General features: G+C 73.3%; 17 protein-coding genes. 11 read left to right on the top strand and 6 right to left on the bottom strand.

The features are described 5' to 3' along the window. Window positions 1-113 precede the first annotated feature (113 nt). From ACFYYB_RS10920 to ACFYYB_RS10930, 3 genes are all read left to right on the top strand, one after another. Window positions 114-2372 (top strand): MMPL family transporter, encoded by a 2259-nt coding sequence (locus ACFYYB_RS10920; RefSeq protein ID WP_389434601.1) that lies wholly within the window; start codon window positions 114-116, stop codon window positions 2370-2372. A 30-nt stretch (window positions 2373-2402) separates the two neighbouring features. After that, entirely contained in the window at window positions 2403-3194 is a 792-nt protein-coding gene (locus ACFYYB_RS10925) for a hypothetical protein (protein WP_389434602.1), read from the top strand. Between the two features lie 86 nt (window positions 3195-3280). Continuing rightward, window positions 3281-3712: a metallophosphoesterase gene (locus ACFYYB_RS10930; RefSeq protein WP_389434603.1), complete on the top strand. Its 432-nt coding sequence runs from the start codon at window positions 3281-3283 to the stop codon at window positions 3710-3712. Window positions 3713-3736: 24 nt separating this feature from the next. Here the strand turns inward: ACFYYB_RS10930 and ACFYYB_RS10935 are convergent, their stop codons facing one another. Then, complete coding sequence (locus ACFYYB_RS10935; protein ID WP_389434604.1) at window positions 3737-4165, bottom strand: phospholipase; 429 nt, start codon at window positions 4163-4165, stop codon at window positions 3737-3739. Between the two features lie 327 nt (window positions 4166-4492). Between ACFYYB_RS10935 and ACFYYB_RS10940 the strand changes: the two genes are divergently transcribed. Then, window positions 4493-5062, top strand: a complete 570-nt coding sequence (locus ACFYYB_RS10940) for a hypothetical protein (protein ID WP_389434605.1) — start codon at window positions 4493-4495, stop codon at window positions 5060-5062. 47 nt (window positions 5063-5109) lie between these two features. Here ACFYYB_RS10940 and ACFYYB_RS10945 read toward each other — a convergent pair whose 3' ends face one another. Continuing rightward, entirely contained in the window at window positions 5110-5766 is a 657-nt protein-coding gene (locus ACFYYB_RS10945) for a nucleoside deaminase (protein WP_389434606.1), read from the bottom strand. A 526-nt stretch (window positions 5767-6292) separates the two neighbouring features. Here ACFYYB_RS10945 and ACFYYB_RS10950 point away from each other — a divergent pair. The 5 genes from ACFYYB_RS10950 (at window position 6293) to ACFYYB_RS10970 (ending at window position 12446) form a co-directional block, all read left to right on the top strand. Further along, entirely contained in the window at window positions 6293-6706 is a 414-nt protein-coding gene (locus ACFYYB_RS10950) for a GNAT family N-acetyltransferase (RefSeq protein ID WP_389434607.1), read from the top strand. 383 nt (window positions 6707-7089) lie between these two features. Then, window positions 7090-8376 carry a S8 family peptidase gene (locus tag ACFYYB_RS10955; protein WP_389434608.1) on the top strand — a complete coding sequence of 429 codons (1287 nt, stop codon included), beginning with the start codon at window positions 7090-7092 and terminating at the stop codon, window positions 8374-8376. A gap of 321 nt (window positions 8377-8697) precedes the next feature. After that, on the top strand, window positions 8698-9990 hold the full coding sequence (locus tag ACFYYB_RS10960) for a hypothetical protein (protein WP_389434610.1): 1293 nt from the start codon (window positions 8698-8700) through the stop codon (window positions 9988-9990). Window positions 9991-10136: 146 nt separating this feature from the next. Beyond that, a complete protein-coding gene (locus tag ACFYYB_RS10965; RefSeq protein WP_389434611.1) occupies window positions 10137-11159 on the top strand; it encodes a WxL protein peptidoglycan domain-containing protein in 1023 nt (340 codons plus the stop codon). Between the two features lie 72 nt (window positions 11160-11231). Then, window positions 11232-12446 (top strand): hypothetical protein, encoded by a 1215-nt coding sequence (locus tag ACFYYB_RS10970; protein ID WP_389434613.1) that lies wholly within the window; start codon window positions 11232-11234, stop codon window positions 12444-12446. A 171-nt stretch (window positions 12447-12617) separates the two neighbouring features. Here ACFYYB_RS10970 and ACFYYB_RS10975 read toward each other — a convergent pair whose 3' ends face one another. The 4 genes from ACFYYB_RS10975 to iolC are packed head-to-tail and all read right to left on the bottom strand — an operon-like array spanning window position 12618 to window position 17842. Further along, window positions 12618-14117 (bottom strand): CoA-acylating methylmalonate-semialdehyde dehydrogenase, encoded by a 1500-nt coding sequence (locus ACFYYB_RS10975; RefSeq protein ID WP_389434614.1) that lies wholly within the window; start codon window positions 14115-14117, stop codon window positions 12618-12620. A gap of 11 nt (window positions 14118-14128) precedes the next feature. Next, a complete protein-coding gene (iolD, locus tag ACFYYB_RS10980; protein ID WP_389434615.1) occupies window positions 14129-16009 on the bottom strand; it encodes a 3D-(3,5/4)-trihydroxycyclohexane-1,2-dione acylhydrolase (decyclizing) in 1881 nt (626 codons plus the stop codon). Then, the gene (gene iolB / locus ACFYYB_RS10985) at window positions 16006-16857 is read right to left on the bottom strand and encodes a 5-deoxy-glucuronate isomerase (RefSeq protein ID WP_389434992.1); all 852 of its coding nucleotides are present in this window, start codon (window positions 16855-16857) and stop codon (window positions 16006-16008) included. Before iolB ends, iolD begins: the two co-directional genes overlap by 4 nt. Window positions 16858-16864: 7 nt before the next feature. Continuing rightward, entirely contained in the window at window positions 16865-17842 is a 978-nt protein-coding gene (iolC, locus tag ACFYYB_RS10990) for a 5-dehydro-2-deoxygluconokinase (RefSeq protein ID WP_389434617.1), read from the bottom strand. A gap of 66 nt (window positions 17843-17908) precedes the next feature. Here iolC and ACFYYB_RS10995 point away from each other — a divergent pair, with 66 nt between their 5' ends. Together ACFYYB_RS10995 and ACFYYB_RS11000 are read left to right on the top strand one after the other, a co-directional pair. After that, complete coding sequence (locus tag ACFYYB_RS10995) at window positions 17909-18823, top strand: sugar phosphate isomerase/epimerase family protein (protein WP_389434618.1); 915 nt, start codon at window positions 17909-17911, stop codon at window positions 18821-18823. 55 nt (window positions 18824-18878) lie between these two features. Continuing rightward, entirely contained in the window at window positions 18879-19892 is a 1014-nt protein-coding gene (locus ACFYYB_RS11000; RefSeq protein ID WP_389434620.1) for a Gfo/Idh/MocA family protein, read from the top strand. Window positions 19893-19923: the final 31 nt, after the last annotated feature.

Genomic DNA, 19923 nt, shown 5'->3' on the forward strand with positions numbered 1-19923 from the left:
CCACCCTTCGCCCTGTCCCTCGACCCTCGTCCCTGTCCCCACCGTTCCCCTTCGTCCAGAGAGCAGAAATGCCGAGAACGCCGCGCACCCAGCAGTCCCCTCGCCACACCCCCATGGAACCCCTTCCCGCCCTGCAGCGCTGGGGACGGACGGCCGCCTCCCGGTCCCGGCTCGTGGTCCGGGTCGGTGTCGCCCTGGCCGTACTGGGCCTGGCCCTGGCCGCCGGCACCATGGACCGCCTGGTCCTCAGCCGCTTCGAGACCCCCGGGTCCGAGTCGGTCACGACCCGAGGCGTCCTGGAACGGGAGTTCGGGGCGGGAACGCCCGGAGTGCTGCTGATGGTCACCGCCGAGCGGGGTGGCGTGGACGGGGACGCCGTCGCGTCCGAGGGCCGCGCCCTGGAGCGGGAGCTGGCCGGGCGGCCCGGGGTCGCCGAAGTCTTCTCGTACTGGTCGCGGGACAACTCGCCCACCATGCGCGGCAAGGACGGCAAGCAGGCCCTGATCATCGCCCGGCTGTCGGGCACGGTGACGGAGGCCCGGACCAGGCTGGCGGACATCTCGCCCGCCTTCACCCGGGACAGCGCGCAGCTGAAGGTCCGGGTCGGCGGTGGCGACGAGGTCTTCCGGCAGGCCGCGGAGCAGTCCCGCAAGGACTTCCTGCGGGCCGAGATGATCGTCTTCCCGCTGGTGCTGCTCCTGCTCTTCGCCATCTACCGCCGGTTCTCCGCCGCCTTGCTCACCCTCGGCATGGGCCTGTTCTCGGTGATCACCACCCTGGCGCTGATGCGCGGGGTCACGTACATCACCGACGTCTCGACCTTCGCCGCCAACCTGGCCCTGGTGATGGGCATCGGGCTCGGCGTCGACTACAGCCTCTTCGTCATCAACCGCTTCCGCGAGGAGCTGCGGGCCGGCCGCGCGGTCCCCGACGCCGTCGAACGGTCCGTGGCGAACGCCGGCCGCACCGTCGCGTTCAGCGGTCTCACCGTGGTCCTGTCGCTGGCCGCGCTGCTGCTCTTCCCGTTCCCCTTCCTGCGCTCGTTCGCGTACGCCGGTATCGCCACGGTCCTCACCTCGGTCTTCGCGGCCCTGGTGATCTTGCCCGCCTCGCTGGCCCGCCTGGGCCACAAGGTCGCCCGCAAGAACGAGAACACCCGCCCCGAGCAGGGCTGGTGGCACCACACCGCGCTGCGCATGATGCGCAGGCCGCTGCTGTACGGAATCCCGGCGCTGGTGGTGCTGCTGGGGCTGGCCTCGCCGGTCCTGGGTCTCACCTTCGGCGTGCCGGGTGCGCAGGTGCTGCCCCGGGACGTGTCCAGCCGAGTGGTGCAGCAGCAGATCCTCGACAATTTCGCCGCCGAGGAAACGAGCGCGATCAAGGTCCTGCGCACCGGCCGGGCCGGGACCGACGCCAACCGGTCCTCGATCGAGGCCACGGCCACCGAGCTGTCCCGGGTCTCCGGAATCCACCAGGTCGACGCCCTCACCGGTTCGTACGCGAACGGCCGGAAGATCGCCGAACCCGGGCAGCACTCCCGCCGGTTCGCGGGCGAGCGCGGCACCTGGTACTCGGTGGTCGCCACGCACCGCACCGTCGCCCGGGACATCGACCGGACCCACGCCGAGATCCGCTCCGTCGCCGCGAAGGGCGCCGAGCCCGGCGCGGTGAAGATCGGCGGCTACCCCGCCGAGCTGAGCGAGTTCCGCGCCGAGCTGGTCGACCGGCTGCCGCTCGTCTTCGGGCTGATCCTGGTGACCACGTTCCTCGTCCTGTTCCTGATGACCGGCAGCGTGCTCCTGCCGGCGAAGGCCATGCTCCTGAACACCCTGAGCATGGGCGTGATGTTCGGCGTCCTCGTGTGGATCTTCCAGGAGGGCAACCTGGCCGGCCTGTTCGGCTTCACTCCGAGCGGCTCGATCGAGCCCAGCATCCCGATCCTGACGTTCTGCGTGGCCTTCGGCCTCTCCATGGACTACGAGGTCTTCATGCTGTCGCGGATCAAGGAGGAGTACGACCTCACCGGCGACACCACGGGCGCGGTGGCCGCCGGTCTGGAGCGCGGCGGCCCGCTGATCACCTCGGCCGCGGTCATCCTCGCGGCCTCGTTCGCCACGTACGCCTCGTCCGAGATCGTCTTCCTCAAGATGCTCGGCATCGGCATGGTCGTGGTCATCCTGATCGACGCCACGCTCGTCCGCGCGGTCCTGGTACCGGTCTCCATGCGGCTCGCCGGCAAGGCCAACTGGTGGGCCCCGGCGCCCCTGCGCGCGTTCCACGAGCGGTTCGGCATCTCCGAGTCCCCGGCCGCGACCGGGGCCTCCGGCGCGCCCGACACGGCCGGGGTCGGCGTGTACGCCGACCGCACCTGATCCGATCCGTCCGGCCTCCGGGAGAGAGACATGCTGGGATTCGGAGTGACGGCGCTGATGCTGGTGGGCTCCGCCGCCGTCCACTCGTACCTGTGGATCCGGCTGGTCCGTGACACGACCGGGCCGGGGAGGTTCGTGCGGCGGCTCGCCACGTGCGGGGTGGTCCTGTCGGCGCTGCTGGCGCCCGGGACCCGGATCCTCACCCCGCTGTTCGATCCCTCGGACGGAGGTGGCGGCCGGTTCCTGGCGTGGCCCGGGTACACCTGGATCGGAGTGCTGCTCTATCTGGTGCCGATGCTCCTGGTACTGGAACTGCCGCGGGCCCTCGTGCTGCGCAGGTGGCGACGGGCGGAGCGGACGCCGTCGCGGCGGCCTTCGGAGCCGCTTGCGGAGCCATGTGTGGAGCCATGTGCGGGGGCGTCGACGGAGCTGCCGGTGCCCGCCCGGGCGGAGGCCGGGAACCGTCTGGTCGGGGACCGTCTGGTCGGGGACCGTCTGGTCGGGCGCCGGCTCTTCCTCGGGCGGGCGGTGGGCACCCTGGCCGGGGCCACCGCGCTGGGCACCGTGGGCCACGGCATGTCCTCCGCGCTCGGGGACCCGCTGATCAAGCGCATACCGGTCATGCTCTCCAAGGTGAGCCCGCGCCTGGCCGGTCTGCGGATCGCCGTCGTCAGCGACATACATCTGGGGCCGCTCCTCGGGCGCGCCCACACCGAGCGGATCGTCCGCATGGTCAACGGGCTGCGGGCCGACCTGGTGACGATCGTCGGCGATCTCGCGGACGGAACGGCGTCCGAGCTGGGCCTGCGGCCCGACCTCTGAAGGGGCTCGAATCGCGCTACGGCAGCTTCTTCGTCACCGGCAACCACGAGTACCTCTACGACGGGGTCGAGGACTGGCTGGACGAAATGCGCGACGTCGGCGTCCGCCCGCTGGTGAACGAGCGCGTGGAGATCCTGCACAACGGGGCCCACCTGGACCTGGCCGGGGTCGAGGACCTCGCCGGGGCGGAGTACGGCCGGGGGCCCGACCTAGGGAAGGCCCTGGGTGGGCGGGACCTGTCGCGTCCCGTCGTACTCCTCGCCCACCAGCCGGTGTTCGCCGACGAGGCCGCGCGGCACGGGGTGGACCTCCAGCTGTCCGGGCACACGCACGGCGGGCAGATGTTCCCGCTGACCGCGATCACCGAGCTGGTCAATCCGGTCGGCTCCGGGCTCGGCAGGGTGGACGACACCCAGGTGTACGTGACGAACGGGGCGGGCTTCTTCGGCCCGCCGGTCCGGGTCGGCGCCCCGGCGGACATCACCCTGCTGGAACTGCGCTCCCCTCTGCCCGGGTAGCCCGCGGGTGGTGGCGGCTCCGGGCTACTCGAAGGCCTTGACGGCCTGGTAGTAGGTCCACGCGGTGCCGTCGCAGGAGGCCTTGCGGGCGCCGGAGTAGCGTGCGCAGACGCGCTTGAGGTCGGAGTGGAACATCTCGTCCAGCCGGGGCTTGGCCGCCGGGAACCCGCCCGCCGCCTTGTAGTTGCGGTACCCGAAGTCGTGCCGGGCGCAGGCCGTCCGGAAGGGGAAGCCGAAGGGATTGTCCGGGGACGTGGTGCAGTAGTCCGTGGACCAGTCGAAGCCGTACGGCTCCCACTCGCCCCGGTTCTCGCGCGCGGCGGCCCAGGCGGCCTGGCTGGCCGCGCCGGGCTGCGTCCAGCCGCTCAGCACCAGCGGCTTGTCCTGCGGAACCAGCGGGGTCTGCTGCCGGGCGGCGGACGCCGGTGACGCGAAGGCCAGTACGGCGGACACGGCGCCCGCGACGAGAGCGGACGCCCGGACTCCGGTCCGGGCGGGTGCCGGGGGCGGGGACGGGGCGGGGACGGCTGGCGCAGGGGTGGGGGCGCGGACTGGGGCTGGGGCTGGGCGGCGGGGCACACATCCTCTAACGAGGGCCGCCGTCACGGGTGTCGGGGTGCCTGCGCGGCCTCCCCGGCCCCTGCCCCGCGCGGGATCCGGATCTCCGCGCGTGATCCGGACCGGTACTCAGGTATGAGCCGATGTCACTCTTCCGGCAGAGATTCGGTTCAGCCTCGGGAGGGACGCGGACTACGGCGGCCACCGCGAATACTCGTGGACATGAACCGCCGTCCTCTCGTCATCGTCGCCGCCACCGTCGGAGTCCTCGCCACCGCTGCCATCGCCCTGCCCAACCTCCCGCGCAACCCCCTGACCGACACGATCAACGACCGGGTGTTCAAGGAGAGGGGCATGCGCTTCGCGACGGCCGCCGACGCTCCGACGCACGGGGAAGGCGCGCGCGGGCAGGCAGCGCGCGGGGAGACGGCCCGCGGAGACGCCAGGTGGGTGCTGCCGCGCTGGGTGCCGAAGGACGCGACCGACGTGCGAATAATGGCGCGCACCGACGGACAGGCACGGCTGCTCCGCTTCACGCTGGGCGCGACCCCGCTGGACGGCCCGCAGTGCTCGGCGGGCACGCCGAGCAAGCACGCGGGGACGACTCTGCAGGCCAAGTGGTGGCCGGCGGGCACCCGGGCCGAGGAGCGGCCCGAGTGCCGCGGCGCCTACCAGTACCAGGTCACCGTGCGCGGCAAGGAGGTCTACGCCTGGACCGACGGCACCCTCTCGCCCGGGGCGGGGACGCAGGACGGGATCCCCGTCCAGCAGGTGTCGGCCACGACGCCCTGAGCCACGAGGCCCTGAGCGCGGCACCCTGGTCCGACCGCCCGGCGGCTTCAGCGGCGCGTGCGCAGCTCGCGGGCCGCCGAGAGTTCCGCGAGAAGGGCCCCGTGGGGGCGCAGCCAGTCCTCCGGTGAGGCGGCCGTCGGCAGGCCCGCGGGCAGACTGTCGTGGAAGGCCGTGGTCTCGGGTTCGACGGCCCGGTGGTGTGTCAGGATCCGCGGTTCCTCAGGACCGTCCGAGGCGACGGCCACGCTCCGCAGGAACATGGCATTGGCCACCAGCAGCCAGTGCTGCCTGCCCGGGTCGGCGTCGGAGCCCGAGCCGTTGTCGCTCGACAGCGCCCACGGGTCCGGGGCCACGTACCGCACCCGTCCCACTCCGGTGAACTCGGCCGCCGCCGCGCACATCGAGCACGGTTCCTGGGTACTCCACAGCGTCGCCGTGCCCAGGTCCCAACCCGTGCGGGCAGCTCCCAGCGCGTTCATCTCGGCGTGCGCGAGCGGTGTACCGCGCAGCGGGCCGGTGCCCGGGCCGTCCTCGTAGGCCTCGTTGCGCCCCTCGGCGACCGGCTTCCCGTCGGCGTCCGTGAGGACGGCACCGACCGCCAGGCCTCCGGCCGCGAGCGCCTGGTAAGCAAGGGCGAGCGCCCTGCGCAGCGGCTCCGGCGCGGCGCGCCACTCCGTGTCGAAGGCGTGCTCCCCGTTGATCATCCGGCCATTATCACCAACCCGTCCGTCCCCACTCCGCACCACCTCCGTCCCCCATCGGCACGCGCCATCGTCGCTCCTCCCACACCCCCGCCCGGCATCGCTACCGAGCACCCTCCGCACACCCGGCGTCGGCACCCCTCACGCCGACCGTCCCCACACCGAGGCCGGCACCCCGCCCGGCACCGCTCCCCGCACCGTGCGGTGCACCTCGTGCCGCCACCCGCTCGGCATGACCCGCGTCGAGGCCGGCACCCCTCGCGGCACCACCACCCACGGCGAGGTCGGCGCCCCTCACGCCGGCCCTCCCCACGCCCAGGCCGGCACCTCGCCCGGCACCGCTCCCCACACCGTGCGGTGCACCTCGTGCCGCCACCCGCTCGGCATGACCCGCGTCGAGGCCGGCGCCCCTCGCTGCACCACCACTCACGCCGAGGCGGCACCGCTCGCGGCACACCGCCCACAGCGAGGTCGGCGCCGCTCGCGGTGTCGCTTCCGGCATGCCCGTGGCACCGATATCGTCACCGCCATGGACATCCGCCCCGCACGTACCGTCGCCGAACTCAAGGCCGCGGAGGCCCTGTTCGACGGGCCCGCCCGCGCGGACTGGTCGGAGCGGTTCCTCTCCGCGCCGGGGCACCTGATGCTGATCGCCTACGTGGACGGCGTGCCCGTCGGCATGGTGTCCGGCATCGAGATGATCCACCCCGACAAGGGCACCGAGATGTGCCTCTACGAGCTCTCCGTGGACGAGGCCCACCGTCGGCGCGGCTTCGGCCGGGCCCTGACCGAGGCGCTCGCCGCCGAGGCGGAGTCGCGCGGCTGCTACGGCATGTGGGTGGGCGTCGACACCGACAACGAGGCCGCGCTGGCCACGTACGGGGCGGCCGGCGCCCGCGACGAGGGTGTCTTCAGGATGCTCGGCTGGCCCTTCGCCCGCTAGGCCGTCTCTTTCGGATCCTGCCGGTTGAGCCCGCGTCGTCCGGTGCCGTGCATCGGCGCCTTGGCGGGGCGCCGGAGTACTGGACGTACTTGGCGTTCCGCCAAGGCGGCGAGGTGCGGTGCCGGGCGGCGCGGGCCAGACAAGATTCGGACGAGACAGCCTAGGTCGCCTCCTTCGGATCCTGCCGGTCAGGCCCCCGTCGTCCGGTGCCGGACCCACGTGGTCGCCTCGGCCGTGCGGCCGGGTGCGGTGCCGGGCGTCTCGGGCCCGGCAGGATCCGGGAGGGGCGGCCCGGCCCGCGGGCCCCCCGGGGGCGGCGTGTCGTGGGGCCAGTCGGCGCACCCTCCGCGCGGCCGGGCCGTGCCTCGCCGAGCATCGGCGGCATGACCGCATTCACCGCGCTGCTCCCGGCCGCCGCCCTGCTGGCGGCGGCCACCGCCCTGCCGCCGTACGCCTCCCACGCCGCAGCCGCCACCGCCGACACCCCCACCGCCCCCTACGTCGTCGTCCTCAAGGACGGCGCCACCCGCGCCTCCGCCGCCGCGGCCACCCGCGCCCTCGCCGCCGAGTCGGAGGCCGCCGGCGACAGTGTCGGGGCCGTCTACGACACGGCCCTGAGCGGTTTCGCCGTCCGCACCACCGCGGCCCGCGCCGCCGAACTCGCCGCCGATCCCCGGGTGGCCTCCGTGGAACCCGACACGGTCTTCCGGATCGACGACGACACCCCCGTGGGCGAGGCCGTCGCTCCCGCCGCTCCCGTCGCCCCCGCCGTTCCCCCCGCTCCCCTCGTTCCCCGCGCTCCCCTCGTTCAGGCCCCCGCCCCCTGGTCCCTGGACCGGCTCGACCAGAGCGAGTTGCCGCTCGACGGCTCGTACACGTACCCGGCCAAGGCCGAGGGGATCACGGCGTACATCGTGGACACCGGGATCAACACCCTGCACCAGGAGTTCGGCGGCCGCGCCCGCTGGGGCGCCAACGCGGTGTTCATGGAGGGCGCCACGGACTGCAACGGCCACGGCACGCACGTCGCGGGCACGGTCGGCGGGGCTACCTACGGGGTCGCCAAGGGGGTCTCGCTCGTCGCCGTGAAGGTCGCGGACTGCCGCGGGGACGCGACCCTGTCGGCCATCACCCGGGGCATCGACTGGATGGTGAAGGACGCCCTCAAGTCGCCCGCGACCCCGGCCGTGGCCAACATGAGCCTGGGCGGCGGGTACAGCTTCGCCCTCAACCGCGCGGTGACGCGGGCGATCGCGTCCGGGATCACCTTCGCGGTGGCGGCGGGCAACTCCGCCGAGAACGCCTGCACCGGCTCCCCCGCCGGTGTCCCGCAGGCGCTCACCGTGGGCGCGACGGACGCACTGGACCGGCGGGCCTCTTTCTCCAACCACGGCGCCTGCGTGGACCTCTCCGCTCCCGGCGTGGCCGTCACCTCCGCCTGGAAGGGCTCCACGACGGCCACCGCCCGCGCCTCCGGCACCTCGATGGCGGCCCCGCACGTGGCGGGCGCCGCCGCGCTGGTGCTGGCGCGCGGCCTGGCGGCCGGCGGCCCGCGCCGGACGCCGGCCCAGGTGGCCGAAGTCCTCGTACGGGACTCCCTGCGGGACCGGATCACGGCCCTGCCGGCCGGGACGCCGAACCTGTTGCTGCACGTGGCGGCCGACGAGTAGCCCGTACGGGACCCTCCGCCGGCGGCGCCTCCCCGCCCCCGGCGGACCCCGGCCGGCCCGCCCGGCGGCCCGGTCCGAACGCGCGGCCCGGATCCCGGTCCGCAGCCCCACCCGCCCCACCCGCGCCGCCCCGGGCCAACGGGCATCCGCCCCTCCGTTCCACCCGGCCTGATGGCACATCAATTTCTGTGTGCTTCGGGCGAAAGCAAGTCATTGACTTCTCAATCCCGCGACGCGTCAATGTCGGCCACCGCACCGGCTCGACCTCCCCCACACAGCGGGTGGGGGGGAGGGTTCGTATGACGAAGGAGTCGCGACCCAGTGAGTACAACGTTTCGACGAAGAGTTCTGGCCGGGGCTGGCGCTCTGTCCCTGGCCCTGACGGGCGCCGTGGTGGGTCTGTCGGGCACCGCGCAGGCCGCGACCAAGACGACGCCCGTCCCGATGGACTGCGTCGCCCCCGCGCCCCAGCCGGGTGGTTCGGGCACGCAGAACTACACGATCACGCTGCCGGACGGCGCCAAGGCCGGCGACGTGGTCCCGGTCACCATCGACCCGGGTCCGAGTCCGGTCATCCCGAGCTTCTCGGTGACGACCACGAACGTCTCCAAGATCACCCTCAAGGTCGGGTCGACCCTCCAGACGGTCGTCAGCCCGCCCGAGACGGTCGACGTGGTCGCCGGACAGGCGCTCAACCCGGCCGCCTTCTCCGGCACCGTCAAGATCCCGGACGGTTCCGAGGGCACCACGGTGAACGTAGCCCTGGACCTGGCGGTGACCGACGCGAGCCTCATGGGCTCGGTCTTCACCACCACCTGCACCCCGAACCCGCGCCCGAGCGCCTCGCTCGGCTCGGTCGCCGTGGAGGCCCTGCCCAAGGACCCGATCACCACCAAGCTGACGCCCAACAGCGGCAAGGCGGGCCAGGAAGTCGTCGTCACGGGCGCCAACTTCCCGGCGGGCGCGGTCACCTGCTCCGCGCTGAAGAACGGTACGGCCACGGGTGACACCGGTACCGGCACGGCCACCGCGGCCGGCGTCGCGACCTGCAACATCGTCGTCAACCAGCCCGCCGACACGATCAAGATCGACGGGTCGATCCTCCCGTACAAGACCTACTCCTTCATCGTCGAGCAGCCGGGCGTACAGAACCCGGTCGACGTCGAGGTCCTGCCCGGCCCGCTGGCCATCGGCCCGCAGGCGGGCAACCCCGCCGTCAGCTTCGGTTCGGTCACCATCAACGGCAAGTCCCAGTCGGTCGTCGGTCAGTTCACCGCGATGGCCGTCCAGGACTTCCGCGGCGGGACCCTCGGCTGGGACGTCTCGGCGACCCGGACGCCCTTCCTGAACTCGGTCACCGGCCACTCCATGGCCACGGCGCAGATCGGCATCCAGCCGACCTGCAAGGTGACCAACCCGGCCAGCCCGAGCCCCTGCACCGCGGGTACGCCCGGCGCGATCTCCGACGTCCCGATGAAGGTCGCCTCGGCGGCCGCGGGCGGCGACGACCTGACCGGTGGCGAGTTCGAGATCGGCGGAGCCGGAATGATCCAGCTCCCGCCGTTCATGTTCGCGGACACCTACCAGTCGGTCGTCACCTTCTCGATCGCCTGACCCGTACGACCCCGCTCCACCCCGGGTGGTGCGGCGCTCCGGCGCCGCACCACCCTTCCGCGCACCACCCTTCCGCGCACCACCCTTCCGCGCACCACCCCCGACAAGCGACCCCCTCCCCGTCCGGCCCGACTGGAGAACCGCCCATGCGCACCCGCACCCTCCTCCTCGGCCTGCTCCTCGGCCTCGCCGCCCTGCTGCTCCCCGCCCTCCCCGCGACGGCCGCGGACAACGGCACCTGGGGCGTCTTCCCGACGCCCCCGGCCGGTGCGGCGATGACCGACCGGGCGTACTTCTTCCACCAGGGCGAGGCCGGCACCACCATCAGCGACAGCGCGACGATCGTGAACTCCTCCGACAAGGAGCTGACGTTCCAGATCTTCGCCACCGACGCCGTCAACACCCCGGTGGGTGGCGGCTTCGCGCTGCTGCCGGTGGAGACGAAGCCCAAGGACGTGGGGACTTGGGTCGTGCTGCCGCCCGAGACGAAGAACACCGTCACCGTGCCGCCGAAGGGCCGCAAGGACCTCCCGTTCTCCGTGAAGGTCCCGGCGGACGCGACGCCCGGTGACCACGTGGGCGGGATCGTCGCCCTCAACACCGCCGTGGAGGGCATCCAGAAGGAGGGCAAGGTCCAGGTCGGGGTGAAGCGCCAGGTCGGCGCCCGGCTGTACTTCCGGGTTCCGGGACCGGTGACCCCGGGGCTGAGCGTGGAGAACGTGAAGGTGAGCCGGGCGGCGCCGCTGCTGCCCTGGGTCAAGGACTCCCGCGCCAAGATCACGTACTCCCTGGTCAACCTCGGCAACGTGGTCGTCGAGCCGAAGGTGACGGTGTCCGCCGAGGGCCTGTTCGGCCGCCGGGTGCTCGACCGGCCGGCCCGTGAGCTGAAGCTCGTGCTGTTGCCGGGCCAGCGGATCGAGCTGACCGAGGAGTGGGCGGACGCGCCCCAGTCGGACTGGGTCACCGTCGACATCACCGCCGGGGCCTCCGCCTACCCCGACCTCGTCTCCACCTCCGCCACGGAGTTCCTCGCCGTGCCGTGGCCCGCGCTCGGCGCCCTCCTGGTGCTGGTCGGCGCCGCCATCGCCGCCCGGGTACTGCGTCGGCGCCGCCGGGCAGGCGACCTCGAACGGCTTGAACCGGCACCGGACTTGGCTGAAGCGCGATGATCGGCAAAGGTGTCCCCAGGTGACGGCATCCGGCCATCGCCGGGCAGGCGAAGGCGCCGGGGGGCACCACACATGGCACGACAGCACGGCGCAGCGGGGTCCGGCCGGCCGGCGCACGGAAGCGTTCCCGCAGGCCCGCCGGCGGATCCCACCGCCGCGGGGATCGGGCTGCTGACCCTCATCGAGCGGACGCTGGGCACGGGCACCGCGGTGTACGTCCCGGGCGACGGCTGGATCCGGCTCACGCTCCCGGTCGAGGACGGCGGTCCGGCCCCGGTCACGGTGGACGTGGTCGCGGACACCCGGCGGACCCCGCACGGGATCGCGTACCTCCTGCCGGGAGGCGGGCTGAACTTCGGCTCCTCCTTCTTCACCCCGTCCGACCTGAACCTCGCCCACCGGCTGCGCCGCGAGGGCCTGCTCGTCGTCGGCGTCACCCCGCGCGAGGACGCCGCCGCCTCGGGGGACATCGGCCCCGACTGGGGGCTCGCGGCGCACCGCCGGGATCTGGCCACGGTCGTGGAGGCGCTGGACGGGGCGCTCGGGCTGCCGTACCAGTACGTCGGCCACTCCGCCGGGGCCCTGCTCGCTCTGGACGCCGCCTCGCACGACGACTCGCCCCGCCTGACCCGGGTGGTGGCCCTGGACACGACCGGCCCCTACTCCGGCGACCTGGCCGTACGGGCGGCCCAGACCCGGGACGCGTACGAGGCCCGGATCGCGCAGGGCTCGTACGCGACGGACCCGGGCCTCCCGGCCCTGCTCTCCCGGGCCGTCACCGACCCGGGCGGCTCCTCGGAGGTCCCCTGGCCCCCGGACCCCGGGCTCCGCTTCACCCACGCGGGGCTGGCCCACTTCGCGCTGGTCCGCACCGCCCTGCTGCCCGGCCCGGCGAACTGGATCTACACCCAGGGCCACGCCGCGGGCTCGTACTCCTTCGGGGCCACCCCGGCGGCGGACCGCTTCGGCCTCGCCCACACCACGCTCGCCGCCTGGCACGCGGCGACCGCCGCCCTCGGCAGCGGGCTGATCCCGGACGCCCTGCTGCGGGACCTGACCGCGGTCTGGGCGGGCGACGGGAAGTCGTACGCGATCGACTGGGAGCGGATCACCGCCGAGGTGGTGTGGGTCAACGCCGAGCTGGGCCGCGGCGACCACGCGCGCGGCCCCCGGCTGATCCGGGCGGGCGGCAACACGCGGGTCCGCTTCGCCGTCGTCCCGGGGTACGGGCACGGCGACCCCCTCTGGTCGCAGACGGCGGCGGCGGACGTCTGGCCGCTGCTCTGAGCACGGCCGGGGAAGCCCGGCCGAAAACGGAGCTCGCCCCCCGCGGTGAGGGTTGCGGGGGGCGAGAGTTCCTACGGGGCCTGCGGCCCTACGGGGCGTGCGGTCCTACGGGGCCTGCGGTCCTACGGGCCGTGCGCCCGGCCGGGATCCGGCCGGGGCCGCGCCCGGCGGTCAGTGGTTGCGCGGGAATCCGAGGTCCACGCCGGCCGGGGCGTCCGACGGGTCGGGCCAGCGGGTCGTGACGACCTTGCCCCGGGTGTAGAAGTGGGTGCCGTCGTTGCCGTAGATGTGGTGGTCGCCGAAGAGGGAGTCCTTCCAGCCACCGAAGGAGTGGTAGCCCACCGGCACCGGGATCGGCACGTTGACGCCGACCATGCCCGCCTCGATCTCCAGCTGGAAGCGCCGGGCGGCGCCGCCGTCACGGGTGAAGATGGCGGTGCCGTTGCCGAACGGCGAGGCGTTCATGAGCGCCACGCCCTCCTCGTAGGTGTCCACGCGCAGCACGCACAGCACCGGGCCGAAGATCTCGTCGCGGTAGGCGTCGGAGTCGGTCTTGACGTTGTCCAGCAGCGAGAGGCCGATCCAGTGGCCGTTCTCCTTGCCCTCCACCGTGTAGCCGGTGCCGTCCAGGACCACGTCCGCGCCCTGCGCCGCGGCGCCCGTCACGTAGGAGGCGACCTTGTCGCGGTGGGCCGCGGTGATCAGCGGGCCCATCTCGGAGGTCGGGTCGTTGCCGGGGCCGATCTTGATCTTCTCGGCGCGCTCGCGGATCTTGTCGACGAGGGTGTCGGCGATGGAGCCGACGGCCACGACCGCGGAGATGGCCATGCAGCGCTCGCCGGCCGAGCCGTAGGCGGCCGAGACCGCGGCGTCGGCGGCGGCGTCCAGGTCGGCGTCCGGCAGCACCAGCATGTGGTTCTTGGCGCCGCCCAGGGCCTGGACGCGCTTGCCGTTGGCCGAGGCGGTGGTGTGGATGTGACGGGCGATCGGGGTCGAGCCCACGAAGGAGACGGCCGCGATGTCGGGGTGCGCCAGGAGCGCGTCGACGGCGACCTTGTCACCGTGGACCACGTTCAGCACGCCCGCCGGCAGACCGGCCTGGCTCGCCAGCTGCGCCAGCAGCGTGGAGGCCGAGGGGTCCTTCTCGCTCGGCTTGAGGATGAAGGTGTTGCCGCAGGCCACGGCCAGCGGGAACATCCACATCGGCACCATCGCCGGGAAGTTGAACGGGGTGATGCCCGCGACGACGCCGATCGGCTGGCGGATCGAGGAGACGTCCACGCGGCTGGAGACCGAGGTGGACAGCTCGCCCTTGAGCTGCACGGTGATCCCGCAGGCCAGCTCGACGATCTCCAGGCCGCGGGCGACCTCGCCCAGCGCGTCGGAGTGCACCTTGCCGTGCTCGGCGACGATCAGCTCGGCGATCGCGTCGCGGTTGGCGTCCAGCAGGGCGCGGTAGGCGAACAGCACCTTGGTGCGGGCGGCCAGCGAGGACTGCCCCCAGGACAGGAACGCCTCCTTGGCGACCTGTACGGCCGCGTCGACCTCGTCGGCGGACGCGAGGGCGACCTGCGTGGTGACCTCGCCGGTGGCCGGGTCGGTGACCGGGCCGTAGTTGCCCGACGCGCCCTCGACGGTCTTGCCACCGATCCAGTGGTTGACGGTCTTCATGCCTAACTCCTTCACAGATGGCGACGTCGCTGCGCGGCTTGCCGGTCGTACTCTTCTCGGGCTTCCACCGCCGACGTACGGGTCGCGGTCTCGGCCACAGGTACATCCCACCACGCCTGTGCGGGGGGCGGGCCCGACACAGTGTCGGGTGTTCGGGTCTGCACGTAGACACATGTGGGACGGTCCGCCTCGCGCGCTCGGGCGAGGGCTTTGCGCAGGTCACCGATGGTGCGGGGGCGGATCACGGCCATCCCGAGGGAGGCCGCGTTGGCCGCCAGGTCCAGCGGCAGCGGCGCACCGCTGTACGAACCGTCCACCGCCCGGAAGCGGTAGGCGGTACCGAACCCCTCGGCGCCCACCGCGTCCGAGAGGCCGCCGATGGAGGCGTACCCGTGGTTGTCGAGGATCACCAGCCTGACCGGGATCCCCTCCTGGACGGCGGTGACGATCTCGGTCGGGTTCATCAGGTACGTCCCGTCGCCGACCAGCGCCCACACCGGCCGGCCGGGGGCGGCCAGCGCGGTGCCGATCGCGGCGGGGATCTCGTAGCCCATGCAGGAGTACCCGTATTCGACGTGGTACTGGTCCGCGGAACGGGCCCGCCACAGCTTGTGCAGGTCCCCGGGGAGCGAACCGGCGGCATTGATCAGGATGTCGTCACCGTCGACGAGGCCGTCCAGCAGGCCCAGCACCTGTGCCTGCGTCGGGACGGAGTCCTCGTCGGGAGCCGCGTAGGCCCCGTCGACCAGCCGCTCCCACGCCCTCTTCCCTTCTTTGTACGCCGCCTCGTACGGGGGGTCCACCCGGTACCCGGCGACCTCGGCCAGGAGTTCCTCCAGGCCCTCCCGCGCATCGCAGACCAAGGGGCGGGCGGCGAGCTTGTGGGCGTCGTACGGGTCGAGGTTGAGCCCGAGGAAGCGCACGCCGGGGTGCTGGAACAGGGTCGCGGAGGCGGTGGTGAAATCGGTGAGCCGGGTCCCGGCGGCGATCACCAGATCGGCTTCGCGGGCCAGCGCGTCGGCGGTGGACGTGCCGGTGTGCCCGATCCCGCCCACGTCGGCGGGGTGGTCCCAGGGCAGGGCCCCCTTGCCCGCCTGGGTGGAGGCCACCGGAATCCCGGTGGCCGCGGCGAACTCCGCCAGCGCCGCCTGCGCCCCGCTGTGCCGGATCCCGCCGCCGGCGATGATCAGCGGCCGGGCGCAGCCCCGTACGGCCCGGGCGGCGGCGGCCAGCTCGGTCCGGTCGGGCCGGGGCCGGCGTACGCCCCACACCCGCTCGGCGAAGAACTCCTCCGGCCAGTCGTACGCCTCGGCCTGGACGTCCTGGGGCAGCGCGAGCGTGACGGCGCCGGTGCTCACGGGGTCGGTGAGGACCCGTACGGCCTGGAGCGCGGCGGGGATCAGGGCCTCGGGACGGGTGACGCGGTCGAAGTGGCGGGAGACGGGGCGCAGGGTGTCGTTGACGGAGACATCACCCGCGTGGGGGACCTCCAGCTGCTGGAGGACGGGGTCGGCGGGCCGGGTCGCGAAGGCGTCCCCGGGCAGCAGGAGCACCGGGATCCGGTTGATGGTGGCGAGGGCGGCCCCGGTGACGAGGTTGGTGGCGCCCGGTCCGATGGAGGTGGTGACGGCGTGCGCGGACAGCCGCCCGCTCTGCCGGGCGTACCCGACGGCGGCGTGCACCATGGCCTGCTCGCTGCGGCCCTGGAGGAACGGCATCTCCCCGCGGCCGCTCTCCAGCAGGGCCTGGCCGATGCCGGCGACGTTGCCGTGCCCGAAGATCCCCCAGGTGGCGGCGATGAGCCGCTGCCGGTGCCCGTCGCGCTCGGTGTACTGGCGGGAGAGGAAGCGGACGAGGGCCTGCGCGACGGTGAGCCGGACGGTCGGTGTCATGCGGGGTCCTCCGCTCGGGGGAAGGGGAGCCGTGAATCAATGTCCTGACCGGCCCAGGTGGAGCGGATCCAGCCGTGATCGGGGTGATCGCGGATGAGCCACTCCCGGGTCGCGCCGGGGCCCGCCATGACGTTGAGGTAGTACATGTCGTGGCCGGGCGCGGCGATGGAGGGGCCGTGCCAGCCGTCCGGGATGAGGACCGCGTCACCGGTCCTCACCTCGGTGAGGATGTCGGTCTTCCCCGCCGGGGAGGGGCTGACACGCTGATAGCCGAGGCCGGGCGTGTCCCCGTGCGGGGCGATCTCGTAGTAGTAGATCTCCTCCAGCCGGGATTCCTCGCCGGGGTGGTGCTCGTCGTGCTTGTGGGGCGGGTACGAGGACCAGTTGCCGCCGGGGGTGAGCACCTCCACGGCGATGAGCCGGTCACAGTCGAAGACTCCGGCGGCGGCGAAGTTGTTGACCTGCCGGGAGCACTGTCCGGCTCCGCGGAGCTCTACGGGGACCGCGCGCGCGGGCCCGTACCGCGCGGGGAGGCGCTGCTCGCAGCGGGCCCCGACGAGCGCGAAGCGGCCGCCCTCCCGGGACGTGACCTCGGCGTGCCCCTCCCGGGGGAGGTAGGCGAAGTCGGTGGGACCGTCGAACACCCCGCGCCGCCCCCGCAGTCGGAAGACCGGCGGGCCGGGGGCTCCGCCCCCGGTTTCGGGAAGGGGCGGGGTGGGGGAAGGCTCCGCGCAGCGGATCTCGCAGCCACCCGCCAGGGGCAGGACGATCCACTCCGACTCCCCGCACGGGTGCGCGTACACCTCCCCCGGTGCGAGGTCGAGCACGAGCAGCCTCGTCCACTCCATCGCCCACTCAGACACCACCGGCACGGCCGAGCACCTCCTCCACTTCCGCCGCGAACGGCATCGCCGTCGAACAGGCCAGCCGCGAGGCCACGATCGCCCCGGCCGCGTTGGCGTAGCCGATCACCCGTTCCAACTCCCAGCCCGCGAGGAGCCCGTGGCACAGCGCCCCGCCGAACGCGTCTCCGGCGCCCAGGCCGTTGACGACCGTCACCGGTACCGGAGGAAGCTCCGCCACCGTCCCGTCGCGATGGACGGCCAGGACCCCGGCCGGGCCCCGCTTGACGACCGCCAGCTCCACGCCGGCCGCGAGCAGCGCCCGCGCCGCCGCGTACGGCTCGGTCTCGCCGGTGGCGATCGCGCACTCCTCGGCGTTGCCCACGGCGACCGTGGCGAGGGACAGCGCCCGGCGGTACCACTCACCGGGGGCCTCGGTGCCCCCCTCCCCGGAGGGCCACAGCATGGGCCGCCAGTCCAGGTCGAACACCGTGAACGGGCTTCTGCCGCGCGCTTCCAGCGCGGTCAGGGTCGCCGTCCGGCTCGGCTCGGCGCTGAGCCCCGTACCGGTCATCCAGAACATCCGCGCCGCCCGCACCGCGTCGAGGTCGAGCTCGTCCGCGGCGATCTCCAGGTCCGGCGCCTTCGGGTACCGGTAGAAGTACAGCGGGAAATCGTCCGGCGGGAAGATCTCGCAGAAGGTCACCGGCGTCGGATAGGCCGCCACCTCCCCGGCCCACCGCTCGTCCACCCCGAACCCGCGGAGTTCCGCCCGGAGATACGCGCCGAAGGGGTCCGCGCCGGTCCGGGTGATCACCGCCGTCCGCCGGCCCAGCCGGGCCGCCGCGACGGCGACGTTGGTCGGGGAACCACCCAGGAACTTCCCGAAGGTGTCCGCCTCGCCGAGCGGTACGCCCGTCTTCAGGGGGTAGAGATCCACCCCGATCCGCCCCATCGTGATCAGGTCGAACGCCAACGGATCCGCAGCCATCACCACACCAATCCTCCCGACCGAGTGCTCCCCGTACCGAAGAGCCTCGCACCCTAAGGTGGCCGTATGACGTCCTCACCGCCCGCGTTGACCCGTATCCGCGTCGGTTCGGCGCCGGACTCCTGGGGGGTCTGGTTCCCCGACGATCCGCGGCAGACCCCGTGGGAGCGGTTCCTGGACGAGGTCGCCGAAGCCGGGTACGAGTGGATCGAACTCGGCCCCTACGGCTATCTCCCCACCGATCCCGTCCGGCTCGCCGCCGAGGTCGCGGCGCGCGGCCTGCGGGTCTCCGCGGGAACCGTCTTCACCGGACTCCATCACGGGCCCGCCGTGTGGGAGGAGACCTGGGAGCACGTGTCGCGGATCGCGGAGCTCACCCGGGCCATGGGCGCGGCGCACCTCGTCGTGATCCCGTCGTTCTGGCGGGACGACAAGACCGGCGAGGTCCTGGAGGACCGCACCCTCACCCCGGAGGCTTGGCGCGAACTGACCACGCAGACCGAGCGGCTGGGGAAGCGGGTCCAGGACGAGTACGGGCTGCGGATCGTCGTCCACCCGCACGCGGACACGCACATCGACACCCCCGGGAACGTGGCGCGCTTCCTCGACGCCACCGATCCCGCGCTGGTCTCCCTCTGCCTGGACACCGGGCACTACGCGTACTGCGGCGGCGACAGCGTCCGGGCCATCGAGACCTTCGGCGAGCGGATCGGCTACCTCCACCTCAAGCAGGTCGACCCGCGGATCCTCGCCGAAGTCGTCCGGGACCAGGTCCCCTTCGGGCCGGCGGTGGCCCGCGGGGTGATGTGCGAGCCGCCGGCGGGGGTGCCCGCGCTGGAACCGGTGCTGGCGGCCGCCGAGCGGCTCGGCGTGGACCTGTTCGCCATCGTGGAGCAGGACATGTACCCGTGCCCGCCCGACCGGCCGCTGCCGATCGCCCGCCGCACCCGCGCCCACCTGCGCTCCTGCGGCGCGCGCTGAACCGGACCGGACCCCCCGCTCCCCGGCCGTACGAACTCTCGTGGAGGAACAGAACATGACCAGCACGCTCGGCATCGCCGTCATCGGTACCGGGAAGATGGGCTCCGACCACGTCAGCCGCTTCGGCCGGACGGTCGGCGGGGCCCGGGTGGTGGCCGTGGCCGACCCGGACGGGGACCGGGTCAAGGAGGTCGCGGCCGGTCTGGACGGGGCGGTCGCGCACACCGATCCGGCGGCCGCGATAGCGGCGCCCGGGGTGGACGCCGTACTGATCGCCTCGCCCGGGCCCGCCCATGAGGAAGCGATCCTGCACGCGTTGGAGCGGCGGCTGCCGGTGCTCTGCGAGAAGCCGCTGACCCCCGATCCGGCGGGCGCCCTGCGGATCATGGAGGCGGAGGCGCGGCTGGGCCGCCGGCTCGTCCAGGTCGGGTTCATGCGGCGCTACGACGCCGAGTACGCACGGCTCAAGGAGCTGCTCGACGCGGGTGGCATCGGGCGGCCGCTGTTCCTGCACTGCCGGCACCGCAACGCCTCCTCGCCGTCTTTCTTCACCAGCGAGATGCTGATCAGCGATTCGGTGGTGCACGAGGTGGACGCGGCCCGCTGGCTGCTGGGCCAGGAGATCACCGCGGTGACCGTGCTGTCGCCGACACCCACTTCGGCCGCCCGCGAGGGACTGCGCGATCCCCGGCTGGTCCTCATGGAGACCTCGGGCGGAGCCGTGGTGGACGTGGAGATCTTCGTCAACTGCGGCTTCGGCTACCAGGTGCAGTGCGAGGCAGTCGGCGAGTCCGGCAGTGCCCGGATCGGCGACGGCCACGCGATGGTCGTCCAGTCGGCGGGCCGGTGGGGCGGGGAGATCGACCAGGACTTCACGGTCCGCTTCGCCGACGCCTACGACCGCCAGCTCCGCCGCTGGGTCGCGGCGACCGCGCTGGGCCGGGTGGACGGCCCCGACGCGTGGGACGGCTACGCGGCGGCCGCCGTCTCCGAGGCGGGCATCGCCGCGGCCCGCACCGGCGCACGCACCCCGGTGGAACTGGCCGAACGCCCGCCCCTGTACCGCTGATCCACCCGCCCGGGCCCCGGGGCACACCCCA

This window comes from Streptomyces sp. NPDC002886 (genome assembly GCF_042888445.1).
Classification (GTDB): Bacteria; Actinomycetota; Actinomycetes; order Streptomycetales; family Streptomycetaceae; genus Streptomyces.